This is a genomic window from Aquamicrobium ahrensii (assembly GCF_040545755.1).
Classification (GTDB): domain Bacteria; phylum Pseudomonadota; class Alphaproteobacteria; order Rhizobiales; family Rhizobiaceae; genus Mesorhizobium; species Mesorhizobium ahrensii.
The window spans coordinates 105,009-117,233 of the sequence record NZ_JBEPMN010000007.1 but is presented as its reverse complement, the minus strand read 5'-3'; the positions used below and the strand labels follow the sequence as shown (position 1 = coordinate 117,233).

Annotated in this window: 11 protein-coding genes; 3 read left to right on the top strand and 8 right to left on the bottom strand. The window is 63.6% G+C overall.

Annotation, left to right across the window (positions count from 1 at the left end; translation table 11 throughout):
• Positions 1–62 precede the first annotated feature (62 nt).
• From ABID44_RS11170 to trhO, 6 genes are all read right to left on the bottom strand, one after another.
• Positions 63–266: a hypothetical protein gene (locus tag ABID44_RS11170; RefSeq protein WP_354151788.1), complete on the bottom strand. Its 204-nt coding sequence runs from the start codon at positions 264–266 to the stop codon at positions 63–65.
• Between the two features lie 40 nt (positions 267–306).
• Entirely contained in the window at positions 307–1,284 is a 978-nt protein-coding gene (locus ABID44_RS11165; protein WP_354151787.1) for a cation diffusion facilitator family transporter, read from the bottom strand.
• 18 nt (positions 1,285–1,302) lie between these two features.
• Positions 1,303–1,983 (bottom strand): GNAT family N-acetyltransferase, encoded by a 681-nt coding sequence (locus ABID44_RS11160; protein ID WP_354151786.1) that lies wholly within the window; start codon positions 1,981–1,983, stop codon positions 1,303–1,305.
• 97 nt (positions 1,984–2,080) lie between these two features.
• Complete coding sequence (locus tag ABID44_RS11155) at positions 2,081–2,836, bottom strand: SDR family oxidoreductase (protein ID WP_354151785.1); 756 nt, start codon at positions 2,834–2,836, stop codon at positions 2,081–2,083.
• A 177-nt stretch (positions 2,837–3,013) separates the two neighbouring features.
• Positions 3,014–3,748, bottom strand: a complete 735-nt coding sequence (locus tag ABID44_RS11150) for a tellurite resistance TerB family protein (RefSeq protein ID WP_354151847.1) — start codon at positions 3,746–3,748, stop codon at positions 3,014–3,016.
• Between the two features lie 109 nt (positions 3,749–3,857).
• Positions 3,858–4,784 carry an oxygen-dependent tRNA uridine(34) hydroxylase TrhO gene (gene trhO / locus ABID44_RS11145; RefSeq protein ID WP_354151846.1) on the bottom strand — a complete coding sequence of 309 codons (927 nt, stop codon included), beginning with the start codon at positions 4,782–4,784 and terminating at the stop codon, positions 3,858–3,860.
• A gap of 200 nt (positions 4,785–4,984) precedes the next feature.
• Between trhO and ABID44_RS11140 the strand changes: the two genes are divergently transcribed.
• The gene (locus ABID44_RS11140; protein ID WP_354151784.1) at positions 4,985–5,863 is read left to right on the top strand and encodes an N-acetylmuramidase domain-containing protein; all 879 of its coding nucleotides are present in this window, start codon (positions 4,985–4,987) and stop codon (positions 5,861–5,863) included.
• A gap of 72 nt (positions 5,864–5,935) precedes the next feature.
• Complete coding sequence (locus ABID44_RS11135; protein WP_354151783.1) at positions 5,936–6,580, top strand: 2-dehydro-3-deoxy-phosphogluconate aldolase; 645 nt, start codon at positions 5,936–5,938, stop codon at positions 6,578–6,580.
• Between the two features lie 108 nt (positions 6,581–6,688).
• Here ABID44_RS11135 and ABID44_RS11130 read toward each other — a convergent pair whose 3' ends face one another.
• Positions 6,689–8,509, bottom strand: a complete 1,821-nt coding sequence (locus tag ABID44_RS11130) for a peptidoglycan L,D-endopeptidase MepK (protein WP_378226486.1) — start codon at positions 8,507–8,509, stop codon at positions 6,689–6,691.
• A gap of 210 nt (positions 8,510–8,719) precedes the next feature.
• Positions 8,720–10,228, bottom strand: coding sequence for a sigma-54-dependent transcriptional regulator (locus ABID44_RS11125; RefSeq protein WP_354151782.1), 1,509 nt, complete (start codon positions 10,226–10,228; stop codon positions 8,720–8,722).
• A 148-nt stretch (positions 10,229–10,376) separates the two neighbouring features.
• On the opposite strand from ABID44_RS11125, the gene ABID44_RS11120 reads away from it, so the two are divergent.
• Entirely contained in the window at positions 10,377–12,221 is a 1,845-nt protein-coding gene (locus ABID44_RS11120; RefSeq protein ID WP_354151781.1) for a M3 family oligoendopeptidase, read from the top strand.
• Positions 12,222–12,225 lie beyond the last annotated feature (4 nt).

Genomic DNA, 12,225 nt, shown 5'->3' with positions numbered 1-12,225 from the left:
GAAATGCCTTTAAAACAATGAGATAGAGCGGTTCCGCCAATTCAAGGAAAACCAGAACCGCTCTAGTTCCTGTTGCGGAATCGGGACCGCAGCCAGAAGAACAGGAACGGCGTCACCAGCACCGCTCCAATGACCAGCGCTCCCAGAACCGGCGAGATTTCGCCAACGGCCAGCATGATGGTTGGAACGAAATAGAGAAACGTGCCGAAGACCCCTAGGATCAGGAAGGTGGCAAGCGCCGTCTGTCTGGTTTCGCGGTCCATCATCGTTCCTCGGCCGGGCTACGGCCGCACATGTCGGCCTTGTTCAATGTTGATGCGTCTGCTTTGCCACGTCGCGCCCGGAATGGCCATGGTGTTCGTCATGGTCGCCATCGCCGTCGGCGCAGCGGTCGAATTCCGTTTCGACGGTTGCATGCTGCACGCCATGCTCTGACGCCAGCCGCGTCTTGATGGCGCTGACCGCCGCATGGGCGTCTGCGCCCTTATCCAGGCGCGCATGAAGCGTGGCCATATGGTTCGAGCCGTCGAGCGACCACAGGTGAACGTGGTGGACATCATGCAGACCGGCGACATTCGCCTTGAGGTCCGCCCCGATCGCCTCGCGATCGAGCGTCTGTGGCGTACCTTCCAGGAGCAGATGCGCCGCCTCGCGCATCAGCCGCCACGCCGTCGAAAGGATAATGACCGCGACCAGCACCGACAGGATCGGATCGATCGGGTTCCAGCCGGTGGCGAGGATGACGAGCGCGGCCGCGATGGCCGCTACAGACCCCAGCAGATCGCCAACCACATGCAGGATCGCGCCGCGCATATTGAGGCTTTCGCGGTCGCCGCCGTGCAGGATCAGGAAGCCTGCAATATTCACTACAAGGCCAAGCGTGGCGATGACCAGCATCGGCGCGCCGAGAACCGGCGGCGGCTCCAGGAAGCGCTGCCACGCCTCGTAGACGATCCACAACGCGATGATGAAAATGGCGATGCCGTTGGTGTAGGCCACCAGCGTCTTGACCCGCCCGAAGCCGTAGGACATGCGGCTGGTGGCGGGCCGTTCGGCAAGGTGGAAGGCGTACCAAGCGAGGCTTAGCGCCAGCGTGTCGGTAAGCATGTGGCCGGCGTCGGCAAGCAGCGCCAGGGAGTTGGTGAAGATCCCGCCCAGCGCCTCGGCGATCATGAAGCCGCCTGTCAGGCAGGCGGCCAGCATGACCCGGCGCTTGTCGGTGGAGCCATGGCCATGTGCGCCATGATCGTGCGCAGCTTCGCCAGCCTTGTGCGAATGGGCCATGCTCGTCGCCTTTCAGGCTCAAATGGCGGCGCGGAATTCTTCCAGCCGCCTGATCTGATGTCCATCCGCATCGAAATTGGATGGTTCGAGCCAGGAAATATAGGCGCTTTTCAGCGCTGGCCACTCCTTGTCGAGGATCGCATACCACGCCGTATCGCGGTTTGCGCCCTTAACCACCATATGCTGACGGAAAATGCCCTCGAAACGGAAACCGAAACGTTCCGCCGCGCGTTTTGACGGCTCATTGGCGTTGTTGCATTTCCACTCGTAGCGCCGATAGCCGAGATCGTCGAAGATATAGGACGCGAACAGGAACTGCGCTTCGGTGGCAGCCGGCCTGCGTGAAACCAGCGGCCCCCAATAGATGTTGCCGATCTCGGCCACGCCATTGGCCGCATCGATGCGCATCAGCGTCTGGCGTCCGGCCACCTTGCCGCTGGCCTTGTCGATGACGGCGAAATACAGCGGATCGGGGCTTGCCTCGGCTTTCTCCAGCCATGGCTGGAAGGCGGCACGATCCTGCGGCGGCAATTCCGCCAGCCACGCAAAGCGCGATCCGGCGTCCGGCGGCGAAGACGCCTCGAACAGTTCATCGCCATGACGACCTGCATCCAGCGGCTCCAGCCGTACGCTGCGGCCTTCCAGAACCTTGCGCGCGGGACGGGGTCTCGGCTGCCAGTCGCTCAGGTCATCGGCCATTGGTTACTTCTCCTTCCGGTTTTCCCGCAAAGCTCACAGCAAAGCAGCCAGCCGGCAAGAACCAGCAACGCGTGAGAAGTGCGCCACGCAAGAGAATTTATCCCCGCCCCACGAACGGCATCTTCGTCGCCATCACCGTCATGAACAGCACATTGGCGTCGAGCGGCAGGCCGGCCATGTAGACGACGGCCTCCGCCACCCGTTCGACATCCATCACCGCCTCGACCGCGACGCCGCCATCCGCCTGCGGGATGCCGGCCGCCATGGGCGCGGCCATTTCCGTCATTGCGTTGCCGATATCGATCTGGCCGCAGGCGATGTCGAAGGGCCGCCCGTCCAGAGCCAGCGTTTTTGTCAGCCCGGTAATGGCGTGCTTGGTGGTGGTGTAGGGCACGGAGCCCGGCCGCGGCGCATGGGCCGAAATCGAACCATTGTTGATGATGCGACCGCCGATCGGGCTTTGCCGGCGCATGGCCCCGAAGGCCGCGCGAGCGCACAGGAAAGAGCCGGTGAGGTTGACGCCCACCACTTCGTTCCAGCTCTCGACCGGAATTTCGTCGATGGGAGCCGCCTTGCAGCCCATGCCGGCGTTGTTGAACAAAAGGTCGACGCGCCCGAATGTTTCGGCGGCGACACCGAAGAGATTTTCGACCTGCTCCGGCACGGCCACGTCGCAGGAGACTGCCAGACCTTTCGCCTCCGCGTCCGCCACTTCCAGCACGGCGGCCTCCAGCGGCTCCTTGCGGCGGCCGCAAAACACCGTGTTCCAGCCATTGCGCAGCAAAGCCTGCGCCACGCTCCTGCCGATGCCCGAGCCCGCCCCCGTGACAACTGCCGTTCCCCTGATCGCCATGCCTTTTCCTCCAGATTGGAAGAGAGATTGCAAATGCGGAAGGTCAAGACAAGCATACAAAAGGGGCGGTCATTCGCGACCGCCCCAATTTGCGTAAGGCGCCCGGGAGGAGGAAGGCGCCTCGCCTGTGTAAAATCCTGCGCCTATAAGGTTAACAAGGCCTTAACGGCTCCGGCCTCACCATGGCGACCCCGGAACCGATGCGGGCTGCGGCGCGCCGGACGAGGCGACCGTCGCCTCGACGTGATCGACAAGCTGGTCGGGAAGGCCGAGACGGCCAGCCAGCAGATCGAGATAGCCACGCTCCGCGCGCGTATCGGCATCGATGGCAAGGCGCGAGGCGGTGTAAAGCTCCACCTTCTGCGCCTCGGTTTTTGCAGCGGCCACCAGCGCGTCGAGATCGAGCGGCGACTCCAGTTCCGCCTTGAGGAAGTTTTCGGCTTCGGCGTCCAGTCCCGACAGGCTGAGCTTCTCGCCTATGCGACGCTTCTCCTCATCGTCGATCCTGCCATCGGCCCTGGCGGCGGCGATCATGGCGCGCACCAGGGTCAGCGCGAATTCCGCTTCGCCCTGCGGGGCCTGCGAGGGGTGAAATCCGGTGTCCTCCGGCGGGGGCAGGAGAACCTGCTCCTCGGTCGATGCAGGATCGGCCGGCTGCTTGCCGTTCTGGTAGTTCTGATAGGCCTTGTAGGCGAGCCCGCCGATGGCGGCCAGACCGCCCAGCTTGACCGCCGCGCCACTCACCTTGCGGCCGGGCTGGGTGCCTAGAAGCACGGCCGCGATCGCACCGGCCGCCAGCGGGTTGTCCTTCGCCATCTGCACGGCCTGTCCGGCCTTGTCGCGAACGGTCCCGGTCGTTCCGGGAATTTGCGAACCAAGCAGATCGTCGAGAAGCTTTTTCGGGTCGAACATCGGCACCTCCACCAGAGCAATTGCAGGCATTTTCCTGTCGCGAAGAGGTAGGGCAGCAACCTTGTCATTACAATGACGCCAATTGCCGGCCATGCAAAAAGCCAGACGGTCAGCTACCGATATGCCTCCTGCCCCGCTTCGCCGTCAGTTCGATCTGACGCTGGCGTTCGGCGTAGCGCACCCGGTCCTCGTCGGTGCGGCTGTCATGGCAATAGTCGCAGGAAATGCCGGCGACGAATTTCGAAGAAGCGCGCTCGGCCGGCGTCAGCGGGCGTCTGCAAGCGCGGCACAGTTCCGCTTCGCCCTCCTCCAGCCCGTGCGTGACGGAAACGCGCTCGTCGAAAACGAAACACTCCCCTTCCCACAGGCTTTCCCGGGCCGGCACTTCCTCCAGATATTTCAGAATGCCGCCCTTGAGGTGAAACACTTCGTCAAAGCCGAGCGACTTCACGAAGGCCGTGGCCTTTTCGCAGCGAATGCCGCCGGTGCAGAACATGGCGATCTTGCGATTCTCAAGGTCGCCCTTGTGTTCCTCCACCCATTCCGGAAATTCGCGGAATGTTGCGGTGCGTGGATCGACCGCCCCCTTGAACGTGCCGAGCGCCACTTCATAATCGTTACGCGTATCGATGACAATCGTGTCAGGATCGGAGATCAGTTCGTTCCATTCGTCCGGAGCGACATAGGCGCCGACGCTTTCCAGCGGGTCGACGCCGTCAACCCCCATGGTCACGATCTCGCGCTTGAGGCGCACCTTCATGCGATGGAACGGCATTTCGGCCGCCTGGCTGTATTTGACGTCGAGGCCGGCGAGTTCGGGCTGGGAATCCAGATAATCGACCAGTTCTGAAATCGCCGCCGCGGTTCCGGCGACGGTGCCGTTGACACCCTCCCGCGCCAGGAGCAGCGTGCCCTTGATGCCTCGTCCGCAGCAGAAAGCGGCCAGCGGCGCGCGCAATTCTTCGAACCGCTCCAGCCGGCAGAAACGGTAGAGAGCGGCGACGTGGAAAGACGCTGAGGCGGTGGTCTCGTTCATGATGCCGGGCGTAACGCTTCCCGGCCGTGGATTCAAGATGTCGCCATGCCACAGTCTTCGACACGGAAAAGCCATGTGTTTCCGGCGCTTGAAGATATCCACATGCAATCCCGACGACAGATTTATGCCCGCCCTGAAAAACGCGCCGAAACTTCCCTCACCACAAGGAGTTCCCCGGGAAGGGTCAAGAGGTCGAGCCGATGTTCAGCGATGCAGTCAAAAAAGAAGCCCATGCCGCCGCAACGCTGGCCGGAATCGAGCCCGCCGCCCTGCTCGCCGTCATGGAGGTGGAGAGCGGCGGACGACTCTTTGCCGTCGTGAACGGGCGCAACGAACCGCTCATCCGCTTCGAAGGCCATTACTTCGATCGCCGCCTGACGGGTGCGAAGCAGGCGCGCGCCCGCGAACTTGCACTTGCCTCTCCAATGGCAGGCGCGGTGGCCAATCCGTCCACACAGGCCGGACGCTGGGCGATGCTGGGCCGGGCGACGGAAATCGACGCCAGGGCAGCGTATGAATCGACCTCATGGGGCGTCGGTCAGGTCATGGGCGCGCACTGGTTGTGGCTCGGCTTCGCCAATGTTCAGGCCCTGGTGGCGGAAGCGCGTTCGGGCGCCGCCGGACAGATCGGGCTGATGGTGCGCTACATCGACAAGTCCGGCCTGATCAAACCGCTCAACGCCCGTGACTGGGGGGCCTTCGCGCATGGCTACAACGGGCCCGGCTACGCGAAAAACGCATATGACAGGAAACTGGCCGCCGCCTATGCACGCCACGCTTCCGGGTCGAGGCAGTCTGCCGGCGTCGATCCGCTGCTGCGGCAGGGCTCGAAAGGCGATGCGGTCGCCGACCTTCAGCGCCAGCTCGTCCGGCTGGGCCATTCCTTGCAGATCGACGGACTTTTCGGGCCGGCGACACGGGAGGCCGTGCGCCGTTTCCAGAAGGAAAACGGGCTTGTCGCGGACGGGATCGTCGGTGTCAGAACGCGCGCCGCGCTGGGCGGGACCATTTCAGAATCGCCGGCGCGCTGGTGGGATGTCCTCAAGGCCAGCCTCTCCCGTATTCTCGGCGTCGCCTGAAAGCGCCCTTCATAGACTTGCAATTCCGACCATGTTAAATCGGTTGAAAATTGCACTGCCGAAAGATCGCCAATGTCGAACAAGTCCGAAAAGCTGATGTCCCTGCTGGCCGGTCAGCCAGTGATTCCGGTTCTCCGAATTGCCGACGTCAAACAGGCGGCGCCGCTTGCACGAGCATTGGCGCGCGGCGGCCTGCCGGCGATCGAGATCACATTGCGGACGCCGGACGCTCTTGAAGCGATCAGACGCGTCGCCGGCGAGGTCGAGGAAGCCATCGTCGGTTCCGGCACCATTCTCGATCCCGCACAGTTCGATGCGGCGGCGCAGGCCGGCTCGCGTTTCATCGTCAGCCCCGGCCTTACCAAGGAGCTTCTGAAAGTCTCGTCCGACAGCGATGTCCCATTTCTGCCCGGGGCCATCACCCCGGGCGAGGTGATGGCCGCCAGACAGGCCGGTCTGTCTTTCCTCAAGTTCTTCCCCGCCGAGCAGGCCGGCGGCGCGGCCTTCCTCAAGGCTCTCGCCTCGCCCATCGCCGACGTGAAATTCTGCCCCACCGGCGGCGTCAGCGCCGCCAATGCCTCCGGGTACCTTGGCCTGCCCAATGTGATCTGCGTCGGCGGTTCGTGGGTCGCCCCGGACGATCTCGTCGAGAATGGTGAATGGGACCGGATCGAGGAACTGGCCCGAAAAGCAGCCGGACTGCGCAAACCGGCGTAAAAATGCATGCCGGGATAAAAAAGCGGCAATAAAAAAAGCGCCTGCCATGCAGGCGCTTTTTTTGGGCCGGTTTTCCCGCCGGACCTTATCCGGTTTCGGTCACGAGCCTCAGTTCACCTTGGATTCGAAGCGCGCGACGGAGAGGAAATTCACGGCCGTGCCGGTGAACTGATGAGCCTTGCCCAATTGGTTACGAGCCTGGAAGCCTGTCGTATAGACCTCGGTCGGTGCGGTGCGGACCAGATTGTAGGCGTAGCGCGGCGCGGTGGTCGCGTTCGAAGCCTTGACCACATAGTCACCGGAGTTCAACGCCCAGCGCGCCAGCTTCGGCTCTGCCGAAACGACCACGGCCCTGGGCTCGGATTTGGCGGCTTCGGCAGTCGGACGGGCCGCCTTGCGCGTCGTTTTCACGGATCCGCCAACAGCGCCCGCCGGATCTGACGGCTGCGCGATGGCTGCGGCGCGCGGAGACGCAGGAGCGGCATCGACGCCAGCCGGATCGGCGAAGGCCGAGCGCGGGGTGGGAATCGCCGCGATCTGATATTCCTCCTCGCCTGCTTCCTCGAGCAGGGCCTTGACCTCGTCGCCCGGACGGGCGCTCGGCATTACCGCCAGCGTACCGGCAGCCGAAGCGGCCTCCTCGGACGCCAGCGCCAGAAGCGCCGGCGCATTGTCAGATGCAGGCGCGTGCTGCGGGCGGAAGCTCGGCACCGGAACGCCTGCCGCCGAAGCGTCGTTCGACGCCATCTGGGGAGCCGGCTCGTCACTCGCCTGGGCGAAGGGCACGTTTTCAGGCGTCGGGCGGAGCGCCGCAGTTTGAACCGGGCTGACATCAGCCACGCCGAACGGAACCGTATCCGGCGTCTGCACACCCACATCCGTCTTCGGACGTGGCGCCGCGCCGGGCACGGGAATACTGCGGACCGGAAGCGCCGCGATGATCGTCTCCGGCGTCTCCGGCGGTTCGTCCGCAAGTTGCGGTAGTTGCGCGCGGTTTGCCTGATCCGGCGAAATGACGGCGATGCCCGGCGGATTGCCCTGTGTTCCCGCTGCCGGCTTCTTTGCAGCCGTGGCGACGGGCTTCTTCGGCGCCGGAGCGGCGGCGACCGCTACGCCGTTGTCCTCTTCCTCGTCGGCTCCGCCACCGAAGAGCGCTGCGAGCAGGCCACCGGACTTGCCGGCTCTGCCGGAGCCGGAGGTAGTGGGACCGGCAAGAGCGATCGCAGGCGCTCCTGCGGCGCTACGCGACTTGTAGGCAGCCAGCGCCTGATCGTAGCCGGGCAACGGCTTGCCGTCGCTGGGCACATGCAGCGTCTTGCCGTTCGGGAAAACGCTCGCAAGTTCCTGGCGACTGATGCCGGGCCAGTGACGCACATTGCCGACATCCATGTGGACGAAGGGCGAACCGGAGGTCGGATAGTAGCCAACCCCACCGCCCTGCATCTTGAGGCCGATGTCGCGCAGTTTCTTCAAGGGCACGCCCGGAACGAAAAAGTCCATCGCCTTGCCGAGCATGTGCTGGCTTTTCTGGGCGACACCCTTTGAGCGACCGCGCAGCATGGAGTTGGTCGCAGGCGAGCGGTAGGCGCTGACGACGTGGATATATTCGCGCGAGCCGGTCGCCCGGTATGCTTCCCACACCAGGTCGAGCAGGCGCGGGTCCATCTTGGTGGGCTCGTTGCGCCGCCAGTCCCGCAGGAAGACGTTCAGCTTCTTCAGCCCGGCCTGATCGTAGCGGCCGTTGCGCTTGAAGACGATTTCCGCCTTCTCCTTGGTGTGCAGATTATGGAGCTTGAGCGCTCTCACCTCCGCCTGTGCGGCGGGGGCGGAAATTGTATAGAGACCGAAAGCGCATACCGCCGCCGCCAGCCATCTGGTGATGCTGCCGCAGGGATGCCGACCGTTTCTGTGCCGTTCGCTTCTGTTCAAATCAAAAGGCCTTGCAGGCTGCCGTTTGTCCCCGGATTTGAGCAAACGGATATGGATTAACCACATCCGAATATCAATCCTAATGGTTAATCATCGCTTATTGAAGCCCAAATGCGGTGACAGCGTGGCAGCCTGAAGGCCAAAAAGGCACAAGGCGGGGCATGGTTAATGAGAGGTTTAATTAAATTTAACAGGACCTTATCGAAAATTTCATGAGCCGCCACAATTCGGGGAATCCGCGCCTGCGACGCCACGAACGGCGTCCGGATCGATCCCATATTCCCTGAGCTTTCGGTAAAGCGTCGAGCGGCCGATGCCCAGACGGCGCGCAACCTCGCTCATGCGCCCGTTATAGTGGTCGATGGCGAATCGAATCATTTCAAGTTCCACCGCGGCGAGCGCGCGCACCTCGTCACGCTCATCGAGCATGGACAGAAGGCCAGGCTGCGGTCGCGGCCGGGGGCGCTCTGTCGCTGCAGCCGGCGCGGACTGCGCCCGATCATGAGCTGCCGGGGCGCTCTCGTGGCTATCGAGGTGGATTTTGCCCTCCACCTGCGCCCTGATCTGCGGAAACTCCGCTTCGGACAGCATATCCCCTTCACACAGCACGGCGGCGCGGAAGACCGCGTTCTCAAGCTGACGGATGTTGCCGGGCCAGTCGTAAGCCTGAAGCAGGGCCAGCGCTCCTCCCGATATGCCGCGCGGCGACCGGTTCACCACCACATTCTGCATGAAGTGCCGGACGAGTAGCGGGATGTCTTCGCGCCGGTCCCGCAAGGGCGGCACGAATATCGGGAACACGTTGAGGCGATAGAAGAGATCCTCGCGAAAGCGGCCATCCCTGACCTGCTGGATCAGGTCGCGATGCGTGGCCGAGATCAGCCTGATATCGACCTTCACCGTCTGTCGGCCGCCGACCGGATCGACCTCGCCTTCCTGCACCGCCCGCAGGAGTTTCACCTGCGCATCAAGCGGCAGGTCGCCCACCTCATCGAGAAACAGCGTGCCGCCGTCGGCTTCCACGAACTTGCCGACATGCTTCTCGGTCGCGCCGGTGAAAGCGCCCTTTTCATGGCCGAACAGAATGGATTCGACCAGATTTTCGGGGATAGCCCCGCAATTGACCGTGACGAAAGGCTTTTTGCGTCGATCGCTCCCGCCCTGTATGGCCCGGGCGACCAGCTCCTTGCCGACGCCGGATTCGCCCTCGAGCAGGATCGGGATGCGCGAGGCGGCAGCCTTCTGGCCAAGCCGCACGACCCTTTCCATCGCCGGGCTGTGCGTCAGCAGATCCCTGAACGTCATCAGGCCCCTGCCGCGCCCGGGCGCGTTGCGCGTCCTTCCCTCTGCGGCCTCCACCTTCAGAGCCCCGGCGATCGCCGACTGAAGACGCTCCGGCGAAGCCGGCTTGACCACGAAGTCGAAGGCGCCGTGACGCATGGCCTGCACAACCGTGTCGATGCCACCCTGGGCCGTCTGCACGATGACCGGCACGCGAATGTCGCGCTCGCGCATCGCCTTGAGCACGCCGATGCCGTCAAGACCCGGCATTGCGAGGTCCAGGATGGCGACTGAAATGTCCCCGCGCCCGTCGAGCGCCCTGAGACCGGCTTCTCCGCCGTCGGTGACCACGGCCGTGTGGCCGAATTTCGAGACCGCCGCCTCCAGCAGCCTGCGCTGGACCGGATCGTCATCGACTATGAGCACGGAACCTGACATGAATGCCCGAACTGCCCGCTTGTTTCCCCTATGGATCAACATGGCACAGGGTTCTAAATAAGGTTTCAAAAAAGCCGGTGAACGAATTATTTCACATTTGACCGGCTTTTCGCCCCGCACCGAACAAACCAGACTCGAAAGGTTCCCCATGCCCAGCTTCCCGGACAGACAGTTCGCCACGTCATCCGCCGCGCATGCGAAGGCGGAACTTGGCGACCTGCCGGAGTGGAACCTGTCAGATCTTTACGCCGGGATCGACGCACCGGAGCTGAAGCGCGACCTGGAGAAGGCCGCGGGCGACGCCGTTTCCTTCGAGGCGCGGTGGAAGGGAAATCTGGCCGCCGAGGCCGCGCGCGGCAGCGAAGGCAGGCTCGGCGAGGCCATGCGCGAATACGAGGCGCTGGATGAGCTGGCCGGCCGCATCGGGTCCTACGCGGGGCTTCTCTATACGGGTGACACTTCCGACCCCGCCCGCGCCAAATTCTATGGCGATGTTCAGCAGAAGCTGACCGACGCCGGCTCGCATCTTCTGTTCTTCGGGCTGGAGCTGAACAAGATCGACGATGCGATGATCGAAAAGGCGCTCTCGGAAGATTCCGGCTTCGGCCATTACCGTCCGTGGATCGAAGACCTGCGCAAGGAAAAGCCCTACCAGCTCGAAGATCGCGTCGAGCAGTTGTTCCATGAAAAGTCAGTCACTGGACGTGGCGCTTGGAATCGCCTGTTCGACGAGACCATGACAGGCCTGCGCTTCACCGTCGACGGCGACGAGCAGACGCTGGAACCGACGCTCAATCGCTTGCAGGACGCCGATGGCGAGGTGCGCCGCAAGGCCGCCGAAGCGCTTGCCGCCACTTTCTCGAAGAACATCCGCACCTTCGCCCTCATCACCAACACGCTGGCCAAGGACAAGGAAATCTCCGACCGCTGGCGCGGCTTCAGGGACATCGCCGATTCCCGCCACCTCGCCAACCGCGTGGAGCGCGAGGTCGTGGACGCGCTGGCTGCGGCCGTGTGCGAAGCCTATCCACGCCTGTCGCACCGCTACTACGCCATGAAGGCGCGCTGGCTCGGCATGGAAGCCATGAACTACTGGGACCGCAACGCGCCGCTGCCCGAGACGCCGCAGGCGATCATCGGCTGGAACGAGGCGAAGACCACGGTGCTCGACGCCTATCACGGCTTTTCGCCGCAGATGGCCGACATCGCCCGCCAGTTCTTCGACCGCAACTGGATCGATGCGCCGACCCGCCCCGGCAAGTCGCCCGGCGCTTTCGCTCATCCCACAGTGCCGTCCGTCCATCCCTATGTGCTGCTCAACTATATGGGCAAGCCGCGCGACGTGATGACGCTCGCCCACGAGCTTGGCCATGGCGTGCATCAGGTGCTGGCCGGCGGTCAGGGCGCGCTGATGGCGTCCACGCCGCTGACGCTGGCCGAAACCGCCTCCGTGTTCGGCGAGATGCTGACCTTCCGCTCGCTGCTCGACCGCACCACGGACAGGCGCGAGCGCAAGGCGATGCTCGCCCAGAAGGTCGAGGACATGATCAACACGGTAGTGCGCCAGATCGCCTTCTACGAATTCGAGCGCAAGGTGCATATAGAGCGGCGAAACGGCGAACTGACCCCTGATCAACTCGGCAAGTTCTGGATGGAGGTGCAGACCGAAAGCCTCGGTCCGGCGATCCGGCTGCGCGACGGGTACGAAACGTTCTGGGCCTATATTCCCCACTTCATCCATTCGCCCTTCTACGTCTATGCCTACGCTTTCGGCGACTGCCTGGTGAACTCGCTCTATGCCGTCTACCAGAACGCCGAAAGCGGCTTTCAGGAGAAGTATTTCGACATGCTGCGCGCCGGCGGCACCAGGCATCATTCCGAGCTGTTGAAGCCGTTCGGACTCGACGCCACCGATCCGGGCTTCTGGCAGATCGGGCTCGGCGTCATCTCTTCGCTGATCGACGAGCTGGAAACGCTGGACAAGGCAGCCTGAAACA

Coding starts and splice junctions, on each gene's coding strand:
- ABID44_RS11165 (WP_354151787.1), bottom strand. CDS start 1,284: ATGGCCCATTCGCACAAGGCTGGCGAAGCTGCGCACGATCATGGCGCA.
- ABID44_RS11125 (WP_354151782.1), bottom strand. CDS start 10,228: ATGTCAGGTTCCGTGCTCATAGTCGATGACGATCCGGTCCAGCGCAGG.
- ABID44_RS11140 (WP_354151784.1), top strand. CDS start 4,985: ATGTTCAGCGATGCAGTCAAAAAAGAAGCCCATGCCGCCGCAACGCTG.
- ABID44_RS11170 (WP_354151788.1), bottom strand. CDS start 266: ATGATGGACCGCGAAACCAGACAGACGGCGCTTGCCACCTTCCTGATC.
- ABID44_RS11120 (WP_354151781.1), top strand. CDS start 10,377: ATGCCCAGCTTCCCGGACAGACAGTTCGCCACGTCATCCGCCGCGCAT.
- ABID44_RS11135 (WP_354151783.1), top strand. CDS start 5,936: ATGTCGAACAAGTCCGAAAAGCTGATGTCCCTGCTGGCCGGTCAGCCA.
- ABID44_RS11160 (WP_354151786.1), bottom strand. CDS start 1,983: ATGGCCGATGACCTGAGCGACTGGCAGCCGAGACCCCGTCCCGCGCGC.
- trhO (WP_354151846.1), bottom strand. CDS start 4,784: ATGAACGAGACCACCGCCTCAGCGTCTTTCCACGTCGCCGCTCTCTAC.
- ABID44_RS11155 (WP_354151785.1), bottom strand. CDS start 2,836: ATGGCGATCAGGGGAACGGCAGTTGTCACGGGGGCGGGCTCGGGCATC.
- ABID44_RS11150 (WP_354151847.1), bottom strand. CDS start 3,748: ATGTTCGACCCGAAAAAGCTTCTCGACGATCTGCTTGGTTCGCAAATT.